Here is a 20,921-nt window from a genome sequence, read left to right as displayed (position 1 = left end):
ATTCCTTCTGAGGGATGCGCATGTCCGTGTCGCGCGGGGTGTTCAGGCCGTCAGGTCGGCATTCACGCCGGCCTCGTGCGAGGTCACGACCGGGTGGCCCTCGAGGTCGTCGGTGGGGCTCCACTCGCTGAACTGGGTCTCGGGCAGCGCGGCGGCGATGGCCGCGCCGATCTCCGCGCCGTCCCCGTGTTCGAGGCCCGTCAGTGGGTCCGGCAGCGCGAGTTGTCCGAGGCTCGCCGGATCATGGGAGTAGATGCCTGCCAGGCCCGCGTGGTAGGCGGCCTCGATGTCGGCTGGTGATGCTGCGGCGTCCGCGGCGGCGACGCGGGCCGTGCGGGCGGCATCCAGCAGGGATTCCAGCCGCTCGAGGTGAGCTTGATACCGCTCAGCTGCGGTCGGCCACGCATCCGACAAGTGGGTGTGTTCGGCGGTCGCGTCCTGAAGTTGCCGCAAGGCCGCGCGTTGGCGGGTGAGGCGTTCGTCTCGGCCGGTGTCGCGGTCTGCGGCTGCTTCCTCGGCTTCCAGGAGTTGGTCGGTTTCGGTGATGATCGCGTCGACTTCGGCGAGGCTGGCCAGGGCCGGGCCGCGGCCGCCGAGGGCACGGTCGAGCACGCTGGTGCGCTCGGTGTGCCGTGCGGGTGAGTGGCCGGGTGGCTGCCAGCGGGCACCATCCTGTTCGGAGCCGGTAGTGGTGGTTTCGATGTGTCCGGTGATTTCCGCGGCTTGGCGCAGTGTGCGCCACACCATCGGGTCGACGTCGAGGTCTCCGGCGAGCTTGGCGTGGGTGATTTGGTTGTAGGCGACCCGGGTGAATTCCGGCCGCGTCTCCCATCCGGCGACTGCGGCTTGCAGTTGCCCCCACAGGCGGCGGTGCTCGGGTGCTTCGTGGCGGCCCCATTGTGCGGCCAATTCGTCAGCCCAGGCGGTGAATTGTCGCTGCTGCTCGGGGGTTTCACCGTGTGGGGCGATCAACCGCAGCTGGTAGTAGTGGGTGAAATCCGCCCGGATCTGGGCCTCGGTGTCGGTGGCGGCGTCGCGGTAGTAGCCCGGATCGGTGGTGCCGTAGCGCGGATCGGGCCAGCTCATCGCCGCACCCGCCGATCAGCGTTGCGGACCGGTCGGAGCTGTTGCGGCGCAGGAGGATGAAAGGTGGTGTCGGACATCGACGACCTCCGGTGAAGGAAGGCGTGGACCGCGTTGCGTCCTGTGACAGCCTTTTCGCGGTGTGGATGTCCCCTGGCAGTTCGGGTTCGAGCGTTCCAGTCAGTACCCGGTGACCAGTACGTCGACGAGAAAACGCGGACAACGTATTCGTCAGTTCAGTCGATCGGTCGTCGGTGGGCGTGCTCCCTTCTCTGTGACGGCTCGGGCAGGCTCGGCTAGTACGGGTCGATACCCAGCTCGGTCGGCCCCCGGGCATCACCGACGTGATGGGAGGGATCCGGCTCGGTATCCCAGGCGTGTTCGGCGGTGGCAACGGCGGCGTCGACAGCCGCGGTGATTGCGGCTGCGGCGCCGGAGTCTGCGTCGGCGTGCTCGTTGTGGAGGGCGGCGTCGACGAACCGGGCGCGCAGTGACGCGGCCGCGGTGTCGATCATCTGTTGCGGTGTCGGTGGCGTGACTTCGGCGCCAGCGGTGGGGGTGCCGGTATCGGGGTCGGTGGGAACGTAGGGCGGTATCGCCAAGTCGGGGCTCGGGGCTGCGTAGGCGTTCCATTCGGCCACCAAATCCAGCTCGGTGTAGGTTTCCAGGTGCACCGCGTGCCCGCGGCGCGCGCCTTCCGCGGCCGGGCCCCAGAACATGTCGGCTTCGGTGGCGGTGAATTGCGCGGCGTGGGCCAAAGCGGTGACGCGTTGGTGATACAACTGCATGTTGCGGGCGAACTGCGCGGCGGCGCCCGGGTTGGTGCCGAAACTCCACCGCCCGGTAGCGATCCGGTCGGCGCGGGCGGCGGCGAGCGCGGCCATCCGCTCGAGATGCCACAGATCCAGGCTGAGCATGTCGATGTAGAAGTCCTGGGCGGCGTTGTCGCGCACCGGGTTCTCCCGCACGCCGGCCTCCACGCGGGGGCGGGTGCTGTGGCGGCCGAGTTCGCGGGCGTCGGCGATCCATGCCGCCTCGATGCCTGCGGTCAGCGCGGTTTGTTCGGCCTGCTCGCGTTGGGCTTCCAGCCCGTCCAGATGCGCTTGCCACGCGCTTTGCTGGTCGCCGTCGCTGGTGAGCGCTTCGAACTTCTCCCACCCGGCATCGGTGATGCGGGTGTGTTCGGCGGCCAGCAGCCGGATGCGCATCAACAGCTGCCCCTGCCACTGCGCCACCGTCTGCGCGGGCGAGAATTCTGATTCTGGCGTGGTCATCGTCGTGCCAGCCTCACCAGTCGGGCCCGAGCGCCGAACCGGTTTCCGGTGGCCGGATGTCGGGTTCGCCCGCAGGTTCGCTGGCCCACACCGCGGTCAGGTCTCGCGACAGCGCAGCATCGACCGCCGCGCCAATCCCGGCCTCGGCGGCCACTTCACTGGGAGTGGTGGTCGACAGCGCTTCGGCGGCGCGCTCGATGAGCAGGTGCGGGGCTGGCGGGGCGGTATCCGGTTCCTGGTCTGCCACTTGGCTGACCGCGAGGGTGGCGAGTGCTCGGCGGACGTCGTGTTCGATGCCGCGCCAGGCGTAGGTGCGCCAGCGCTCCAGCAAGGCGGTGTCGTCGTAGCCGCGCACCGTCACCGACACCAGCTTCAACCAGCCGGCGTCGTCGCGGTCCCACAACTGCGCGCGTTCCTCGGCGCTCAACTCGATGGCATGCGCGGTTTCGTTGGCTCTCGTCCACAGCGCGGCCATGTTGCGGTCGAACTGTTCGCGTGCGGCGGGGTCGTCGGTCACGGTGTCGTCGAGTCCGCGCAGCCGGTGTTCGACGCTGATGGCGGCCATGTGCTCGAGTTGCCAGATATCCGCGGCGATGCCTTCGACCATGTGCGCGCGCACCGGGTCTTCCCCGTGGCGCATGGTGGGTGGGGAGTGCACGCTGTCGCCCCACCGCTGGCCGCGTTGTCCGGCGGCGCGGGCTGCGGTGATCGCGGAATCGGACAGGCCGACGGCGGCCGCGTGGAGTTCGATCTCGCTGCGGTCGGCGTCAAGGGCGCGCAGGTGGGTGCGCCAGGTTTGTATCGGGATCTCCCCGGTGCCGTAGTGCGTCTGGTAGATGGGATACCCCTGGCGCAGGACGCGGGTGTGGTCAGCGGCGGTGTTCTGGATGCGTTCGAGCAGCCGCAGCTTCCAGCTCGGCAACCCCTCCAGCTCGGGTGATGGTTGACTCACGGGCATAAGTCCTTTCTTCGAGATGCCTGGTATGACGGCTTTTGGGTCAGTACGGGGCGGGGGTCATGGCTCGGGTCCTGGGCCGAGTTCCTGCCGCGAACCGGCCGCGTCGAGCGCGTCCTCGACGGAGTCGGGTCTGGCGCTGGGGGTGTCGGTCAGACCGGCGGCGTCGATCGCGGCGGTGATGTCGGCGGCGGGATCCGGGTCGCGGTCCGGGTCGACGATGAGTGCGGTGGGGATGCGGTCGGCGGTGGTGAGGGCGGTGGCGGCGTGTTCAACCATGCGGTCGGGCGAGTCCGGCATCTGGGTGGCGATGTCGTCGGGGGTGATTCCGGCGGCTTGCAGCACCATGACCGGCATCGCCGCGGCGGTGAAGTCCGCGCCGGCCAGCTGTCTCCACCGCTGCGCAAGCTGGTGGTCGGCCTGTCCGCGCAGTTGGTCGGCGACCGTCGTGGCCCAATGCCGGTGCCCGCGCTGCCACACCTGGTGGCGTTCCTCCTGGCTCAATCCCAGCGCGTGCGAGACTGCGCCGAGGCGCTGCCAGGTCATGCCCATCACCCGCCGAAACCGTGCCACCGCATCTCCATCGAGGCCGACACGACGGGGGTAGGCGGCGCCGATACCGGCCATGTCCTGCAATCCGTGGATCTCCCGGCGCAGCGCTGTAATCAGCGCGTGCCGCTCTACATGGCCTGAACCGAGGAGGACTTGTCCGGGCTGCCAGCGGCTGCCGCGTTCCCCGGCCGCGCGGGCGTAGTCGATCCATGCCTTAGGCACCCCGACCGCCAGCGCGACCGTCTCGCATTGTTCGCGGGAGCGCTGCCCGATCCGTACCTGCTCGACCACCTCCGGTCGCGGGTTGGGGTGACCGGCATGGTGGGCGCGCTCGAGCAGTTGCTGGCTGTCGTAGGCGAGGTTCTGCACCGCCTTCAGCAGGCGCGCCTGCAACGGGGTCGGGGTGTCCATCTCACCGGCCTCCGCTCCGCCGCGGCGCTGCCGCAATGCTTCGGCTGGTCATAGCTCGTGCCCCAGGTCGGGGGTTCGGGGCATCGCAGCATTGGACAGTTCGGTCTCGATCTCGAAATCCATTGCTGGGGTAGAGTTGTCGCCGGTGAGTCCGGTCGCGTCGACCGCGTTGCCGATCACCGATGCTTCATCGGACACGGTGTCCGGCTCGCCTACGAGATCGGCGAACTCGTGGGTGAGGTGCGTGGCCAGCGATAGCTCTTCGGTCAGCCCGATGACGTCCTCGATCGCCACCCGCGGCAACCGGTGGGCCGCACTCGAAGGGAAGTCGATGTCCTCGACGAGGGCGGCGTCGATGATGGCGGGAGGATCACTGCCGGTGTCTTCGGTGAACCGCTCAGCGAACGCCTCCGCCTCGTCGGCGTGCTGCGGCGAGAGATCTTCCGCGCTCTTGGCGGCGGCGAACGCGGCGGCCGAGGCCATCGCTTCCCCGGTGTCACCGTGCGCGCTCAAGGTGTCGCTGAAACCGGCCGCGCGGCGGCGGATGTCGATGAGCAGCTGCTTGTAGTCGACGTCGAGTTCGTGTAGCTCGTTGGCGCGGGTCTCTCGATTCTTGTATGCGGTGATCTTCGCGTCGTGAAGTTCCCGGCTTTGTCTGCGTTCGAGCGAGCCCGCCATATTCCGCCGCGTCAGATCGGCATCGGCGCGTTCGATCTGCCGCTGCTTCTGCCGCTGCTCGAGCGTATGCTGCTCACCGCCGCGCTCGATCCGGGCACGGACTTCCTCGACCCTGGCGGTGTTCAGGTCGCGCGCGTGATCTGCCGCTTCGACAGCGTTGCGCACGCGCACCCAATGTTCGACCGACGAGCGATGCTCTTTCGCATCGGCGTGTTGCATGCGCTGCTCGGATTCGGCTTTAGACCTTGCGTGTCCGCTCTGGCCGCGCATCAGCGCGGCGGTCGTGTGCGCGGTCTGCAACGCTTGGACGAAACCCTGACGTACCGCCTGGCTGGATTCCTCCACCGGATCGCCGCTCACGATGCCACCTCCAATCCCGACAGCAACCAGGCCGAACCGGCTGTGGTGCGGGTGGCGTGGGCGTAGACGGCCCACCGGATCGGCGGCTGACCGGTCGGCTGGAGTTCGACGGCCAACACCCGGTGCGCGGAGGTGGCGGTGTCGGCGGGGTGATCGTCGCTGGTCACCCGGGCCGTGATGGTGAGGATGGTGGCGTCGGTGCGCCACTGCTGCCACTGCGTCGCGGTCACCGGTGACCACACCAGCGCTGCGGGCTCGGCGCGCTCGGCGAACCCGGGATCCAACAGTGCGCGCGCCGCTCGCAACGCTCCCCGCTGGTCGACCTGCTCGCTGGGGTGGTAACCGAACACCGCCTCGACCGCCGCGGCCAATACCTGCTCGATCGAACAGGGGTCCACCGCGCTGAAGGGGCGCGCAAGATGAGTTGTGCGGCAGCTTGGTTCACTGCTGGGGTCCGGCGTCGTTGTGGCGGTCGCACCGCATCCCGCGGCGACAAGGATCGCGGTGAGGGCGATGAGCCGTGTCGGTGTGTGCGTGCGGCCGTTCATGGTTCACGCCCCGGCTCTCGTGGTGCGGGTGCAGCGCCGGGCTCGGGTTCGGTGGCGGGTTCGGTGCTCCAGGCCAACTCCAGCTCGTCGGGCAGGGCGGCGATGACCGCAGCATCGTCGGGTTCGGCACGTGTCGCGTGCCCGACGCCGTCGTCTGCGGTGTTGTACCACCAGTGGTGGATCGCGTGCTGGATCAACTGCTGAGGCCGCGGCGGCAACCTGTCGGCGTACAGGACCTGATCGCGGGAGCGGTCGATGCTGTCGCGGAGGTTGTCGACGACCTCGGGTGCTTCCCGCTCGATGCCCGGCCAGGCGTGGGTGAGCCACCGCTCCTCGAGGGTGTCCTCGTCGTAGGCGTGAACCGTGGCGGTGAGCAACGCATCCCACCCGCGCGCGTTTCGGCCCCACAACTGGCCGCGTTCGCTGTCGAGGAGGTCGACCGCGACTGCGAGCTGGCACGCGCGTTGCCATATCGCGGTCATGTTGGTGTGGAATTGACTGGCCAGCAGGGGGTCGGGCTCGGAATGGATGTCTTGGGCGGCGAGCTGGGCGCGGCGCGCGGCCGTCAGCGCGGCCATGTGTTCCAGTTGCCACACATCGTCGGCGAGTGTGTTGAGGACCCAGGCTCGGCGGGCTCCCGGCCCGCGCGGCGGGCGTGGTGGCGCGGGGTCGCGTTCAGCCCAGCGCACCCCGTGGCGCCCCAGCATCCGGGCGGCCTCGATCCACTGCGGCGGGACTTCCTCCGCGCGGGCGTGGATTTCGGCGTCACCGCGGATCGCGTCCAAGGTCCGCAATCGGCTACGCCAGCTCTGGATCTGGAACTCACTATCGTTGCCGGAGGTGTAGGTCGGGTAGCCGCGACGCAGCAGATGCGCGCGTTCCACCGACAGCTCCTGGATGTTCTCCAGCAGCCGCACCTTCCACGGCGGCAACACCTCCCACGGCAGCAGCCCTGCCCCGGTCACCGCCGAACCTCCGCCCGGTGGGCGAACCTGCACAGGTGAACGATGTGCCGGTTCATGAAAGCTTCCTCATCCGCGGCCGGAAAGCAGCCGCTCACCGGGACACGGCTTCGGCGGCGCGCAATGATCAGTAAGTGGGTGCAATTACGCATTTCGTTCTCCTGGAGATGGGCTGGTGTAGCGGCGCACGTCCATGCGTTCGCCCTCCCACGCGCTCAGCGGAGTGAGGGTGACGGCCTGCCCGGTTTGCGGGGCGTGCAGCAGCAGCTCGCGGCCCTGGGCGTCGCGGCCGTAGTAGATGCCGACGTGATGGGAATCCGTATCGCCCGGGGCGGTGAAGAAGATCAGGTCCCCCGGTGCCCGCTGCGCGAATGGCACTATCTGCGAGGACGGGTAGTCTTGCTGGGCTTGGGTGTAGTGCGGCAAGCGGATCCGGCCCCCGGAGGCGTGGTAGACGGCGTAGAGGGTCAGCCCGGAGCAGTCGAACCCGCCGCCGGTCGGACCGTTCGCATCGCCGCCGCCCCACACGTAGGGTGTGCCGATCCAACGCTGGCCGTGCTCGATCACCGCCCTGCCGAACGCACTCACTTCCGCAGGTAGCGGCACACCGGAGGCCCCCGGCCCGCACCCGGTCGCCTGGGATCCGCGCTGTAGACGGGGCATCGATGCGGGGTCGAGGTCGGCGAACATCGCATACAGTCGCCGCGCCAACTCCAGTTGCCCGGAGTATGCGTTGGGTGCGGAGCGTTCGATCGCTTGGGCCAACTCGGCCGGGGACATCCGCTCTGCGGCGGCTCCCAAGTGGGCGGCGTGGTCGTAGAACCAGTTGATCTGATAGATCGGGTCCATCAATGTCGCGATGCCGACCGAACCCCAGACGCTGGCGCGCATCTGGTGCGGGCCGACCGAGTCGTGGTCGTAGCCGAGACCGTCGTTGCTGTAGTTCAACGATTGCGGCACCACGGGATTCGCCAGGTTCCGGAAGCTCGATTCGGTGGCTTGAGCGGCGAGTTCGGCGAGGATCACGTTCTGCGGCATGCCGCGCTGTCTGCCGATCGCGACTCCGTTGCGCGCCAGCTGCAACTGCGCCTCCGACAACCCCGCCAGCGTCCTGCCGGTCGGGCCGCTCGCTGCCCCCGCCGACAACGGTGTCGAACACGAGGTCGCTTGCTCGGCACCCAGGATCACCAAGATCAGTAGGAGCAGCGCGACGGGGAGTCCGAGTGCGGTCGCTGTCACGGTTTTCGATGCGGTGTCCATCAGCGCTCACCTGCTCGCCTCCTCTGCGCCGGGAAGGTTGTCGAAACGTCGGTTGGTGTTGTGGACATCCGCAGCCCGTTCGGTCGGGGTGAACACCATCCGGAACGGGATCCCTGGCTCGTTCGCCTCACCGGTCTTCAGCAGGAAACAGCCAGTGCCGGGCGGTGTTTCACGCTGGGCGGGATCCAAATCGTCGTCGCTGGGCGGCCGCGGCGCGGCCCAAGAGGTGACCAGAAGCTTCTCGGTGTCGGTGATGCCGACCGCGTTGCGGATGCGGTTGATCTCTTCCGGCCCGACCGGCCCGATCAGCTTCGCTCGCGCCCGTTCGAAGAACCCGAGGGCTTTCGCCTGCGCGGCGGCGGAGTCGAACGCGGCGAGGTCTTTGATGGTGTGACTGCACATGATCAACCCCGTGCCCAGCGTCCGGTTCAGCCGGGTGAGTGCGTCGACGCGGTCCACCATGAACTCCCCTACCCCGAGGACGCGCCAGATCTCGTCCATGACGACCTCGAACGTGCGTGGCGGCGCGAGACCGGCGTCGGCGAGGGTGTGGGCGGCGGCGACCGCGCCGAAGCCTTCGCTCCAGCAGACCATCAACACCGCGGCCAGCAGTTTGGTGTCGCCTTCGGGGATGCGGGAGACGTCCACGCACACCGCCGGACTGCCGAGGTCGAGCCGGGTGGTGGTGGGTCCGTTGAAGATCGCCCCGAATGGGCCCTCCACCAGTGCCCGCAATGAGCGGCGCAGGGTTTTGGTGCTGGCGCGGTAGGCGGTCTCGTCGTCCTCTTCGGCGAACTGGCGCAGTTGTTCGGCACCGCCGGAGATCACGTCGAGGAGGTCCGACAGCTGGGGCGGGCGCTGATAGGTGAAGCCGCCGGTGGGGCTGTAGAGCTGGCGCAGTCCGGCGGCGAGCAGCACTTCTTCGTAGTCGGCGATCCGGGAGCCACGCACGAGTTCGACAAGTCCGGCGACGATGTTGACTTGGCCGGCTTCCACGCGCGCGGCGACTTGGCGACGCTGGTCTGGGTCGGTGAGCTGTTCGACCACGGCGCCGAGGGCGCCGACGTCGAGGGGATTCACGGTGCCGTGGCCATAGCCGAGGTCGACGACCTGCCCCTCCAACTGTTCGACGAGGTCGCGGTAGTCGGGTTTGGTATCGCCCATGCACAACACGGTTTCTCCGGCCGCGACCGCGCCGGTGACCAACCGCCGGATCAGCGAGGACTTCCCGAACCCGTTGAGTGCCAGCACGAACGCGATCGGCGCGGTGATGAACCCTTTGAGAAACCAGGACATCGGATCGAAGTGAACGGGTGTGCCGGTGATGTAGTGCGCTCCGACAGGGGTGCCGACGGTGGGAGCGCTAGCTCCGACGGCGAACGGCCACAATCCCGCGACCTGCACGGTGGTCGCGCGCCATTCCGGGTTGGTGGCCACGACGGCCGCGCGGCCGCCACCGAGCCCGCGATAGCCGCGGTCGGACAGATTCGCCAGCGGCCATCGGTTGAAGCCATCCCTGCCGCGGTCTTCCGCGCGGCGTGCGGCGGTGGCGCGTCGATGATCATCGCTCGATATCGCCAACCGCGCCCGCCAACCGCGCAGGCCGGTCTGGGCGGCAGCCGCCTCCGTCGCCGCGCGCGCCGAGGGCGAGAGCACCCGCACACCGGCGACGGTTTCGGTACGGGCGGGCCGTGGCGTTCTCTGACTGCGGGGCTTGGTCATGCCGACACCCGCTTGGAGATCGAGGTGTGCTCGGGCAGGATCAGTCCGATTCCCAAGCTGGCGGCGAAGGCGGCGGCTTGGGTGCCGTAGCAGCGGCGCACACTCAACCGGGACGCTGCGGCCATCCCCTTGACCGAGGCTTCGATCCCGGGCAGGTCACCGTCGAGGTGATCGGTGACCGTCACCAGCACCCCGAACCGTGTCAGCCCGGCGCCGCGTGCTTGTTCCTCGCGCGCGGCTTGGGTGTTGCCCACCCGGATCCGCGCCGACGCCGAGGCGATGCCGCGTTCGGTCTGCTCGGCCGCGACAGCGTCACGGAAATCGGAGTCGACAAGGGTGGTGGCCTCCGCCGCGCTGTGCAGCCGATACACGATCGCCACCCGCTTACGCGGCACATCCGCGCGTGGGCGCAGCAACTCCTCGAGTACGGTCTCCATCACCGCCCCGCGCGGAGCCGCGTCCATCTCCCACGTGATCGACCGCGCACCGTCGTGGACGTAGTGATCCCAGCGATCCTGATGCGCGACCGGGCCGACCGAATCCCACGACTGCGTGCTGGTGATCTCTGAGCCTGCGGTTTCGACGTCGCGTTGTGCGGCGAGGTCGTAGCGGCTACGTACCAGCCCGAGGATTTCCCATGCCTGCAACGGGCTCGCGGGAAGCCCCGCGCGGGCGAGTTGGGAGAGCACGCCTTGCAGGCGTTGACCGATCTCACGGGCCTGCTCGGCGTCGTCGTGACGACCCTTGCCGATCGCGCGGTAGGTGATCGAAATCCGGGCTTCGATGCGCACCCCGACCCCACCGATATCAGCGGCGGCTTCCCGCATCACCGACTGCGCGAACTCCGGCGCGCTCGGGCGGACCAAGCGGGCGACCTCCCGCGCCTGCTTGAGGCGGGTTTCGACCACGTTCTCCAGCACCGAGCACACCGCGACCACTTCCCCACCCCGGCTCTGGGTCGCTAAAAACTGGCCATACCCTTCGACCCAGGCATCGATCTGGGCTTGGTCGACCAACTCCTTACCGCGCGGAATCACCTTCAACACCACCGTGTAGTGGTCGCTGCGACGGATATGGACCATCGCGAACCGGTGCCCGCCCGCCGTCTCGTACTCACTGAGCCGCGAATCCGCCAACAGCCCGGGAAGTTTCGCGATTCCGGGGACCCGGGAGAATCGTCCGGCGCGGTAGAGGTGCTCGCCGCGGGCGTGGGCTGCGGCGAACTGCAGCCGCAACAACGCGAGCTCCCAGCCGGTGCGGCCGTTACGGGTGACCGCCAGCGGGGTGAACACCACCGTGCTGCCGAGGATCAGCACACCGGCCGCCAGCAGGGATCGGGTGATCAAGAACCCGACCATCACCATGATGATCAGCCCGAGCCCGAGCATCGACACGCCCCAGGTCAGACCGAAGAACCCGGCGGAACGCGGACGCTCCCAGCGGCCATACATGCGTGCAGTCATCGACGCACCTCCCCCGGCCCCAAAGCATCCGGGTCCAAACTTGTCGCGGCTGCCTCGCGGGTCTGGCTTTCGATCGCCGACACGGTCTGCTGTGCGGCGTCTTTGACCATCTGCGCGCCCACCACCGCCGCACCAGCCACACCACCGCCCGCGGCACCGGCCGCCTCACTGCCGCCGCTACCCGCTGCGGACGCCGACGGCGGCTTGCCTGCTCCGGGACCGGTAGGACGCGCACCGCCGCTGCCGCCGGCCGGACCTCCGCTTTTTCCGCCGCCCGTCCCAGCGCTGGTCGTGGCGGGGCTTCTGGCGCCGCCAGGCATCGGGCGGCCACCACCCCCGCCTCCGCCCCCTCCGGCTGGACTTCCAGCCATAGATGAGCCGGGGCCCCCACCACCAGGCGCGTTCTCACCCTCGCTGACCTTGCGGGCACTCGACCGTTCTCCGACCGCCGCCATAGCGATCCCGGCGGCACCGCCGGCCACAACAGCCGCCGCACCGCCTCCGCCACCGAGTGTCGCGACGGCGGGGGCGACCAACCGAATCAGCGCGGGCAGGACAATCACTGTCATGACCAGCAGGATCAAACCGAGCAGCACCAACTGCGGGTCCTGCTGATCGCGACCCGCCACCGTGAAGGCGATCGCATAAACCAAGGCCCCCACTGGTTTCCACAGCACAAAGGCCAGTGACCAGCTCAGCAGGCGCTTGTATGTCTGGGAACCCGGTCCGGTACCCGAGGCGGCTGCCACGATCGGCAGCACCGCCACGACCACGATCAGCAGCGCTTGCCGGAGAACCAGCATCACCAGTTGGATGAGCATGCTGATGATCCCGATTAGGAACAGCACCAGATAGGTCCCGAACCCCAGTCCGGATTTCGTCTCGAATTCGAACTCGGCTACTTCGGCGACGATCTCGTATGCGTCTCCTCTGGAGGCGTCGAACAGCACCCACTCCGCGAAGGCATCACCGGCACGAGTGCCTGTGGTGATGATCGCCGCGAAGGCCATCGAGGCGAACACCGCACGCGCCAACATCAGGAAGGTTTCCTGTGCCTCGCCCGCGACCCCGCCGCGTTTGGCCAGCGCAAGTCGGGCCGCGGCGAAGATGATCCCGCAGGTGAGCAGCAGCACCTGCAGCCCGCTGGTGTATTCCCGGATCCCTGACAGCGCCGGTCCCAATCCCCCGCGTTCGTCTGCCAGTTGCGGAGATGGCAGCGCGGTCCACCACGTCATGACGAATCGCAGAAGCGCGCCGAAGCTTTCCCCGAGTTGCGACGTCAGGTCGTCGAGAACCGAACCAGCGGCCTTGGAGGCGGCTTGGCCGACTTGTTCGCATGCTTGCTGGGGTCCTAGCGGTATGTCGCAAATATCCGACGGCGGCAGCGGCGGCAGCTGCGCACGCCACGACTCCGACGATGCTGTTGCTTGCGCGAGGAAGGTTTCGGTCACGGTGCGGCCTTCCATGAACCGAAACCGGTCAGTGTGGATGTCGACGTGCCCGGACCCCACAGTGCTTCGATGTCGTCGGGCACGCGGACGCGCCAATCTCCGTCGATCCAGGCCATCGGCCAGGTGGATACGGTGTAGCCCAAATCATCGTGGGCGGCGAACTGCACGATGGCCAGGTCGTCGCGGTAGCCGGGCTGGATCCGCACTCCGTCGGGGACCACGACGTAGCGGGCGGCGCCGGGAGTGCGCTGGCGGGAGCGGGCGAAGCGATCGGTGAGCGCCTGGCCTCCGCCGTAGTAGCGTTCGCGCACCACCTGCTGCCACACCCCGTCCGGAGCGGCCAGAACACGCGCAAGGGCATCTGCGGCGGCCAGCGCCGCGCCTTGGGGTGTGCGAGCGAATCCGGTGGCGATGCCGTGCTGGATGCGGGTGGGTCCGTCGCTGCCCGACACCGGCAGAGCGGCGCCACCCCAGCCGCGCTGCCATCGCATCTGTGCGGGTGAGGTGGTCAGGTAGTCCGGCCGGGTCGGATCCGGGCGGGTGCTCGGATCCTGGGGAAGTGCTGAACCGGCGTCATCGCCGGTAACTTCCAGTCGGTTGCCGAACAGATCGGTGGTCGGCGGCAGTGCCGGTGGGGACGGCGGCTGGTCGGGAAACGTTCGCGTGATCGGGGCGCTCGAATGGCCGGGATCGCCGGGGCGGTCGGGGGCGCCGTTGTCGTTGGTGACGGTCAGTACGAACACCGCGATGACGACGGCGGTGATGCTGGCGAGAAGGATGGTCAGCAGGCGACGGGATTTCATGGGTGTCGGGTCTCTTCTCAGCGCGGCGTGAGTGTGACCACATCAGGTGGGGGCACGGCGACGTCGGTGACCGGCGCGGTGGTCGGGTTGTCGGGGAGTTGCAGGCGCCAGTCGTCGCCGTGCCAGACGACGGTGGTGTGGTTGCGGGTGACGGAGTTGTCGGGGTGGATGCTGTAGATGTCGACGTCGGTGGCGTCGAGGGTGTAGCGGGTGATCACATAACCGAGGACTTTCGGCGGGTCTTTGGTGATCGGGGCGGTGATCGAGATTTGGGCGCGCGCGGTCGCCCAGGCATCGCGGCCTGATCCGGGGGCGAGCATGCGCTGCCCGACCGTGGGCCATTGGTTGTCGGTGGCGATGGACATCCGTACGGTCGCGTGGATGGCCGCCAGCGCGGCACCGGCCGGGGCCCGATCGAATCCGGTGGCCACCGGCTCGTCGATGTGGCGGGGACCTTCGTGGGCGACCGGCAGGTCAACTCCTTGGAACGGCTGCCACCGGACTCCGGTGGGTGCGATGGTGGTGGCGGTAACGCTGTGGTCGGGTGCCGGGTCGCGGGTGTCGTCACTGCCGCAGGCGACCACACCGGCGGCGATCGGTCCTGTGAGGGCCAGGGCCGTCAAGAGGGCGATTCGTCGTGTTCGGGACGGGTGCACGGGAAGGGTCTCCTCGGTTACGTGGGCAGGACGGCGAGAGCCAGCGAGCTGGCCGAGCCGAGCAGGACTGCGGCTGCCAGGGCACCGACGAGTCCTTCGACGGCTTCCTCCCGATGAAGCCGGATCGCCAGCAGACCGCCGACCCAGACCGCGCGGGCGATGCACAGCAGCAGCACGAACCACGCCAGCCAGCCCAGTAGCTGTGTCAGCGGCGAAAGCACCTGTGTGGGTAGCGGTTTAGTGGTCAGCATGGGCCGTGTCCTGTTGATAGGTGCGGTAGGCGACCTCGAGGGCGGCCGGGATCGGCTCGGCGGTCTTGACGACCACCGTCGGAGGCACCGAGGGTGGGCCCAGGCGTGCGTCCGTCAGCCGCAGCCCGTCAGAGCCGAGGATGGTCAACGGCCGCAAGCCGTCCTGACCACCTCTGGCCGCTTGTCGTCCGGCGACGACCGATCCTGTGGTCGTGAAGAATTGCGGGTGAATCCGGAGGTGGCGCATTTCTATCCGCCTCCGCTGACGGCGGCGTTCATGATCTGTCCGGCGCTGGTGGCGATGATGCCACCGACCAGGGCGGCCATGATGATCTTGGGTGACTCGACGGCACCGCCGTGAAAGCGTTCCCAGCCGAATTTTCCGCCGGCGTAGATCAAGGCACCGATTCCGGCGAGAGTGACTATCCAGGATAGATAGTTGACGAGATTGACCAGCTTGTCCGCCCCTGGCGGGGATTTCGGGGTTATCTGGATCTGTTGGGCGAGCACGGTGACCGCTCCAGTGACCGCGTAGACGGTGCTCATGGCGTTCGCTCCGAATCGTGTTGTGCCGCAGCATCGATATGTGTCGCGGCGAGGTGGGTGATGATCTGAGTTCCGGCGTGGTGCACGTCGGGGGGAACGGTGTCGGTCAACCGGGAGCGGCGCCGTGGCGGCGGGTCGAACGGCACATATTGCGCCAGGTCGGTGAGTTCGCAGCTGAGGAGTTCGTCGTGCCAGGCGATCTGGTAGACGTGCTCGACCAATTGGGCCACGACCGAGCGGTACCGGCGCACGACCATGGGGACTCGTCCTGGGCGCGCGGCGGTCAGCACGAGCCCGATCACCTGCACCCCGTCCGGGGCCAGCCCGGCGTGCCATTCGCGCAGCCGGTCGGCGGCTGCGGTCAGGCCGGGCATGCACAGCCTGGCGGCGACGATCACCAGCTGGGTTGTACGGGGTGAGCCGGGCCAGGCCAGGCCGGTGTCGGCGGCTGGTGCCCACCACCGCGCCAGGGTGGAAGCCGCCGCGCCGCCGTGCGCGCCGAGCACCGCGAACAGTGGCGGATGCGCTCCCACGGTCGGCAGCGGGGTGTCCCGCACCGGCGCAAGTTGTTCCGGTGTGGCGACCGTTCCCGCCTCGAGGCGGCCCGTGCCCCGGGGGCGGTCGTCTCGGTGCAGCTGTAGCGGTGCGGTCATCGGTCAGCCCCGCTTCTGGATGTTGGTGATCACGACACCGGCCGGGTCATTGCGGACGTTGATCAGTTGCAGGTAGTCGACGCGCTGCCCGCCGGGTTGCTGTTGGACCACATGCACTTCTGCGGCACTGTCGGCGATCGGGGTGATTGCCACGCAATGGGTGGTCCCGGCCGGGATGGAGTTGATGCCCGCGGCCAACCCCTCAATCGAGAGTCCGGCCTCGGGGGCGACGAGCCGCAAAGCTGCTTCAGCGCTGCGCTGGACGTAGTAGGCGTGCTCGAACGCCGCGATGACCCCGGCTACGCTGCGGGCATCGCCTGCGGAGTCGGTGACCGTGTGCCCGGACAACCCCGTGCACGCGCCGCTGGAGGGCGGCGTGGTCACAGGTGGACCTGCGGTCAGGGTCGGGATCGGCGTGATGGAATCCGGCCTCTCGGTGAGTCCGCTGAAACTCAGCCCAGCGACCACGACTGCGCAGGCGAGGCCGGTGGCGAGCCCGACCCATACGCGGCGCGGCACCGGCGGGCCCCCCGAGCTGGGGAGGGACGGTGGTGGCGAGGGCTGCTGCTGGTTGATCCACCGCCATTCCTCGCCCTCACGCTCTGGCCGCTCGGTCGCGGTCGACAGCGGCGATAAGGCGGTGGGTTCGGCCGGTTGCAGCCAGCCCCATCCGTGGTCGCTGCTGGTATCGGTGTGTGGGCGGCTGTTGGGCATCGTCGGTTTCACCTCCTCGGGGGTGTGGTGGCGCGGGATTGTGGGGCCCTTCGGGCGGGGCTGCCAGGGGAGAATCAGCAGACAAGGCTTGGGTACGTCTGCGGATTGGAACGGATCCGCCCGAAGGGGTCTTTACCGACCGCCGCTGCATCTCGGCGGCCCCGGTACAGGGCTGCTAGTGGCGGGTGCCGTTGCGGGTGCGGAGGATGTCGAGGCGACGGTGGACTGTGGTGCGGCGGGCGGTGAACCGGTGGCCGCGAGGTCACGTGCCACCGCGGTGAACCAGTCGGCGGTCGCGGCCAGCGCCGACCGGCCGGTGGGTGTGACCGGTGTGGTGTGGTAGGAGCCGTGGCGGCCACTGGTGTCGCTGTATTGCGCCGAAGCGGCCAGGGTGTAGAGCTGTTGGTGGTCGGTGACAGTGCTGGTGATCGCGTCGAATGCCTCGTTCACCCAGCGGCTGGCCGTCTGCGGCGGTACCAGCTCGACCACGGCGGTGGCGAGTTTCGCGCCGAGGCCGGCGGCGGCTGCCCACGGGTTGGCCAGTCCGACGGTCACCAATTCGGCGATCGTGGCCGGGGTGAACACTTTCCGCGCGACTGTGACCACCGCGTTCAGCCCGATGGTGCCGATTTTGAACAGCGCCGCGAGGGCCTCGCTCGGCCCCGGTGGGGCCGCGCCCGGGGTGGAGGCTTCGGCAAGCCGTTGCCCGAGCGGCTTCGCAGGCTGATACGACAGTTGATCCAAACTGGTTCCGGTGACGTCCTCGTTGATTACGCCCACCGCGGTGGTGAACACCGTCGTGGTCAAGGCTTCGGCGATAGTGGTGACCGCCGCGATCGGGTCACGCAGGTCCGAGCGGGCGGCGATGTTCGCGGCCATGGTGGCCAGCCTGTGTCCGGGTGGGGTGTCGCAGGTCGCGTCACCGGCCACGCACAGATCCGCCACCCGCCCTGTCAACGCCGCGTAGCCGCTCGACTCCGTCGGCGGGGCGGCGATCCCGGCGCCGGTCAACGGCTGGTTCAAAAGCGAGATCGCGGCAACCCGTTGCCCCGTGGTTCCGGGTGCCGCGGACGGGGTAGTGCTGTCGGGTCGGCCGGGCAGAACCGGGGTGTTCGTGGCACGGTTCGGGTTGGCCAACAAAGCGATCGCGGCAATGTTGTCCGGGCTGATGCGTGCGTTGCCCGCGCCGACGCGTTCGGCGAACCGCGCGACCGCAGGTGCACCCTGGGCATATCCGGCGGCGGCGATCTTCGTGTTCGGGCAGCGCGCAACGACATCGGCGGCCACGTGTTCCAGACGCTCGGCCGCCGCGGTGATCGCCGAGTCATAGGGCAGTGCCGTGCCGTCGGGTGCTCGTCCGTAGGGGACGTATGCGCGCTGCACGAGATCACCGGCCGCAGCAGACAGTGGCCCGAACATCTGCCCGAGCGCGCCGGAGTCGCTGCTGACCCCGGCGTCCGGGGCGGCTTCCTCGCTGCCCTGTACCCCGAACGCGTACAGCAGCGGGCAGGTCGCACCGATCGGCGCGCCAGTGGTATCGGCCTGCACGACCCCGGCGGCGGTCGCGAGCGACATGGCGACCGACACGAGCACCGCCGCAGTAGCGTGAAGCCGTCTGTTGGTGTGGGTGCTGGGATGCACGAGTCTTCACCTCGATCAGGATTGGCTTGGGGGCCTGCCCGCGCCGCGTGGGGACGTCAGGCGGGCAGGCCGATTCAGGTGGTCTGAGGGGTGGGTGGTGTGGGGCGACGCTGCAGGTAGCCCGCCAATCTCGCTACTGCCTCCGCGGCCCCGTCTTTCGCGGCGCCGAGGTGGCTGCTCGGGTACTCGCGCCAGCTCACATCGACTTTCAGAGAGCGGTATTGGGCGAACAACTGCCGCCCGATCGTGACGGGCACGAGTGCGTCTTCCATGCCGTGGTAGAGGTGCACTGGAACCTTCGGGTCGAAGCGGCCGCTGGTCTCGTTGGCCAGCACGTACCGCCAGATCGGGTCGTTCCACGGATCTGGGCGCTCGCACCACTTGCCTAGCGGCTGCTCGCGGTAAGTGAGTAGCAGCGCCGCAGCGTCCAGCACTCCCGCTTGCTCGATCGCTTCTCGGCCGGCATTGGTGATCAGGTGCCCGACCGGCAGATAGGCGTACGCGCGACTGAGGCCGATGAGCCCGGCCACGGCCAATCCGGCCCACGGACCGCCATCGATCTCCTCGATCAGCGCGCCAGGGTCCGCGACGACACCACCGGCGGCCACGCCGCGCAGATCCAGCTCTGGGGCGTACTGCGGTTGTTGTTCGGCTGCCCACGCCGCGGTGCGGCCGCCGTCGGCATACCCCCACACCACACACGGCCCGGCATCGAGGTCCGGGAGGGCTCGGGTCGCGCGCACAAGGTCCAGCACCGCGTGCGCGCCCGCGGCACCAGCCAGGAACTGGTGCGGCCCAAGCCCGGTCATGCCCAGGCACGGCCCATCTGGTACGGCGACAGCCCAGCCGCGCTCAAGGGCTGCAGTGAGATATGCGGACTCCGGTTCGCAACCTTCGGCCAGCAGATGCGAGGGAGCGCAACGACCGCCCAGCCCATGAAAAGACGGGCAGTAGACCAGGACTGCGCACGGACCATCGATCCCGGCGACCTGGCTGGGTGTGATCACCGCGCCGGAGGCAGGCATTGGTGCCCGCGATCCTATAGTGGCGTACACGACTTGCCACGCCGGGCCCGCACCTCGCAGCCCAGGCAGGGTGATTGGACGTCGGCGCAGGAGCTGTCCGGCTGGTGCAGCGAGGCCGTCATCGGGGCTGCTGTAAAAGTCGTCGTCGATCGCGATGGGTTCGGTCATGGCCTTGCTCCGGCGATGTCATGGGCGAGGGCGACCATCCAGGCGATCCCGGAGTTGAGTTGCCCGGTTACGGCGTAGTTGTTGTGCCGGGAGACCGTGTCGAGGTATCGGACCCAGACCGCGGGATTGATCAAGTCGGCGTTGTCGGCAACCAACTGTCCCCACGCTCCAGAGAGTTGACCGGCCAGCTTGGGCAGCACCTCGATCGGGTTTGCCGCGACCATGGCGGTGATCTCGCCCCACCGCGCCGCCGCCATACCGCCTTCTTCCGGTGTCGGTGCCGGATTACGCGGATCGGCTGCGTCGACCAACCGGTCAGCGAGCGGCAGCTGCGGGAGGTAGTCGACGTTGCCCGCGCCGACCTGGAAGTCGTTGAGAATCACACTCGTCCAGGCATCACCCAGCACCCCGGACAACAGCGCATTCAGCGAGCCGACCGCCGCGACCGGGTCGTGCAGGTCGGCTTGCGCGGCGATCTCCGCCCCGACGCGCAGCAGCGCGGCGCGCTCCGGTGCCGAGCAGGCCAGGTCGCCGTCGGTGCAGATATCTGCGACCCGCCCAATAAGTTCCCCGTAGGTGGTCGCGCCATCGGCGATGCCACCGCCACCAGCGGGGGGGTTGGATAGATGGACGGTGGACACCGCCGCACCGCTGGTGCCCGGCGCCGGATCAGGAACCGTCTGCCCCGGCCGTCCTGGGAAGATCGGCGCGCCAGGAGCGCGATCCGGATGGGCATACAGTGCGATCCCCGCGACACGGTCCGGCGGAACTGGACCGGCACCGGTACCAACGTCGTGCGCGAACGCCGACAGCGCCTGTGCACCTTGCGAATAACCGATGCCCGCGATCAGAGTGCCGGGACAAGTCTCGATGATCTCGACAGCAGCGGCATCCAGCCGATGCCGCGCTTCGGTCACCGACACCACGTACGGGTCTGGACCTCCACCGGGGACCGCGCCACCGAAGCCCGCACCGTAGCTGATGTAACTGCGTTGCACCAGGCCGGAAGCGCCTGCCAGGACCGGGGCGATGAACGCACCGACGACGCCCGTATCGGCGATCGGGTCGGCGGTCGGGGACGACTGCCCGGTGCCCTGGACACCGAGTACGTACATGGCGGGGCAGCCGGGGCCGATAGGTACCGCGACAGCCGGGGTGCTTCCGGTGGCCACCCCGAGCGCTGCCGAGGCAGCGACCGCGGCGGCGATAGTGCGCATACGGCTTCTCATAGAGACGGTCATGGCTGCCCGACCCCCACCCCAGCGCCGAAGCCCGCACCGACAGTCCCTGCGGCCACAGCGCCGATCGCCGCAGCAGGAAGCCCAGCGATGGCCGCCCCCGCCGCAGCGCCAGCGGCGGCTCCCAGCGCGGTTCCAGCGACCCCGGAGGTCACTTCGCCGATGATCGGGACCGGTACCACGGTTCCCAGCGCGGCCCCTGCGATGCCGCCGACCGTGCCGCCGATTAGACCACCGACTACCGCGCCCGCGACAGCTGCTGGGGCACCGGTGACCGCGGCGCCGACAGCGCCACCGATCCCGGCGCCGGCGAGGGTGGCGCCGCTGACGCGGTCTGAGCGACCGGCCGGGATTCCGATCGAATCCAGCGCGGTTGCGACCTGCGCTTCGGCGTTGGCCGCGACATCGTTGATGACGTCTGCGTATTCCGGCGGCAACCACTCCGGGCGTGGAGCCTGCCACTGGCCGACCCGGATCGTGTTCTCTGGGGGTTCGATCGGCGCCACC

Annotated in this window: 21 protein-coding genes and 1 pseudogene; all 22 read right to left on the bottom strand. The window is 68.8% G+C overall.

Features of this window, described 5'->3' with window-relative positions; genetic code table 11:
- Positions 1-42 precede the first annotated feature (42 nt).
- Positions 43-1,086, bottom strand: coding sequence for a hypothetical protein (locus ON21_RS32510; RefSeq protein WP_039804469.1), 1,044 nt, complete (start codon positions 1,084-1,086; stop codon positions 43-45).
- Positions 1,087-1,379: 293 nt separating this feature from the next.
- Complete coding sequence (locus ON21_RS32505; protein WP_039804468.1) at positions 1,380-2,357, bottom strand: hypothetical protein; 978 nt, start codon at positions 2,355-2,357, stop codon at positions 1,380-1,382.
- 13 nt (positions 2,358-2,370) lie between these two features.
- On the bottom strand, positions 2,371-3,309 hold the full coding sequence (locus ON21_RS32500; protein WP_157171124.1) for a hypothetical protein: 939 nt from the start codon (positions 3,307-3,309) through the stop codon (positions 2,371-2,373).
- 63 nt (positions 3,310-3,372) lie between these two features.
- A complete protein-coding gene (locus tag ON21_RS32495) occupies positions 3,373-4,275 on the bottom strand; it encodes a hypothetical protein (protein WP_157171123.1) in 903 nt (300 codons plus the stop codon).
- A gap of 48 nt (positions 4,276-4,323) precedes the next feature.
- The gene (locus ON21_RS32490; protein WP_039804465.1) at positions 4,324-5,313 is read right to left on the bottom strand and encodes a hypothetical protein; all 990 of its coding nucleotides are present in this window, start codon (positions 5,311-5,313) and stop codon (positions 4,324-4,326) included.
- Positions 5,310-5,711: a hypothetical protein gene (locus ON21_RS32485; protein WP_157171122.1), complete on the bottom strand. Its 402-nt coding sequence runs from the start codon at positions 5,709-5,711 to the stop codon at positions 5,310-5,312. Before ON21_RS32485 ends, ON21_RS32490 begins: the two co-directional genes overlap by 4 nt.
- Before the next feature lie 146 nt (positions 5,712-5,857).
- Complete coding sequence (locus tag ON21_RS36285; RefSeq protein WP_051021592.1) at positions 5,858-6,826, bottom strand: hypothetical protein; 969 nt, start codon at positions 6,824-6,826, stop codon at positions 5,858-5,860.
- Positions 6,827-6,967: 141 nt separating this feature from the next.
- Positions 6,968-8,083, bottom strand: coding sequence for a C40 family peptidase (locus ON21_RS32470; protein ID WP_245562823.1), 1,116 nt, complete (start codon positions 8,081-8,083; stop codon positions 6,968-6,970).
- A gap of 6 nt (positions 8,084-8,089) precedes the next feature.
- The gene (locus ON21_RS32465) at positions 8,090-9,805 is read right to left on the bottom strand and encodes a putative type IV secretion/conjugal transfer ATPase (RefSeq protein WP_039804457.1); all 1,716 of its coding nucleotides are present in this window, start codon (positions 9,803-9,805) and stop codon (positions 8,090-8,092) included.
- Positions 9,802-11,268 (bottom strand): SCO6880 family protein, encoded by a 1,467-nt coding sequence (locus ON21_RS32460; RefSeq protein WP_039804455.1) that lies wholly within the window; start codon positions 11,266-11,268, stop codon positions 9,802-9,804. The genes ON21_RS32465 and ON21_RS32460 overlap by 4 nt, the downstream gene beginning before the upstream one ends.
- The gene (locus ON21_RS40710) at positions 11,265-12,719 is read right to left on the bottom strand and encodes a hypothetical protein (RefSeq protein WP_157171121.1); all 1,455 of its coding nucleotides are present in this window, start codon (positions 12,717-12,719) and stop codon (positions 11,265-11,267) included. Before ON21_RS40710 ends, ON21_RS32460 begins: the two co-directional genes overlap by 4 nt.
- Positions 12,716-13,522, bottom strand: coding sequence for a DUF8175 domain-containg protein (locus ON21_RS36280; RefSeq protein WP_051021589.1), 807 nt, complete (start codon positions 13,520-13,522; stop codon positions 12,716-12,718). The genes ON21_RS40710 and ON21_RS36280 overlap by 4 nt, the downstream gene beginning before the upstream one ends.
- Positions 13,523-13,539: 17 nt before the next feature.
- Positions 13,540-14,145: a DUF8175 domain-containg protein gene (locus ON21_RS38035; RefSeq protein ID WP_051021588.1), complete on the bottom strand. Its 606-nt coding sequence runs from the start codon at positions 14,143-14,145 to the stop codon at positions 13,540-13,542.
- Positions 14,146-14,195: 50 nt separating this feature from the next.
- Complete coding sequence (locus tag ON21_RS32440; protein ID WP_039804452.1) at positions 14,196-14,429, bottom strand: hypothetical protein; 234 nt, start codon at positions 14,427-14,429, stop codon at positions 14,196-14,198.
- Entirely contained in the window at positions 14,416-14,676 is a 261-nt protein-coding gene (locus tag ON21_RS32435) for a hypothetical protein (RefSeq protein ID WP_039804451.1), read from the bottom strand. The genes ON21_RS32440 and ON21_RS32435 overlap by 14 nt, the downstream gene beginning before the upstream one ends.
- 2 nt (positions 14,677-14,678) lie before the next feature.
- On the bottom strand, positions 14,679-14,975 hold the full coding sequence (locus tag ON21_RS32430) for a hypothetical protein (RefSeq protein WP_039804449.1): 297 nt from the start codon (positions 14,973-14,975) through the stop codon (positions 14,679-14,681).
- A complete protein-coding gene (locus ON21_RS32425) occupies positions 14,972-15,628 on the bottom strand; it encodes a hypothetical protein (RefSeq protein WP_086006514.1) in 657 nt (218 codons plus the stop codon). Before ON21_RS32425 ends, ON21_RS32430 begins: the two co-directional genes overlap by 4 nt.
- A gap of 3 nt (positions 15,629-15,631) precedes the next feature.
- The gene (locus ON21_RS36275) at positions 15,632-16,342 is read right to left on the bottom strand and encodes a DUF8176 domain-containing protein (RefSeq protein WP_051021586.1); all 711 of its coding nucleotides are present in this window, start codon (positions 16,340-16,342) and stop codon (positions 15,632-15,634) included.
- 132 nt (positions 16,343-16,474) lie between these two features.
- Positions 16,475-17,917 (bottom strand): cutinase family protein, encoded by a 1,443-nt coding sequence (locus tag ON21_RS32415; RefSeq protein WP_157171120.1) that lies wholly within the window; start codon positions 17,915-17,917, stop codon positions 16,475-16,477.
- 140 nt (positions 17,918-18,057) lie between these two features.
- Entirely contained in the window at positions 18,058-19,008 is a 951-nt protein-coding gene (locus ON21_RS32410) for a lipase family protein (RefSeq protein ID WP_245562824.1), read from the bottom strand.
- Positions 19,009-19,172: 164 nt separating this feature from the next.
- Entirely contained in the window at positions 19,173-20,393 is a 1,221-nt protein-coding gene (locus ON21_RS32405; protein ID WP_083881028.1) for a cutinase family protein, read from the bottom strand.
- A 20-nt stretch (positions 20,394-20,413) separates the two neighbouring features.
- Positions 20,414-20,921 (bottom strand): annotated as a pseudogene (locus ON21_RS32400) (hypothetical protein); the annotation flags it as partial.

Source organism: Nocardia araoensis NBRC 100135, from assembly GCF_000308435.1.
Lineage (GTDB): Bacteria > Actinomycetota > Actinomycetes > Mycobacteriales > Mycobacteriaceae > Nocardia > Nocardia araoensis.
Note: the sequence above shows the minus strand (reverse complement) of the source record. Positions and strands in the feature narration are given on the sequence as shown.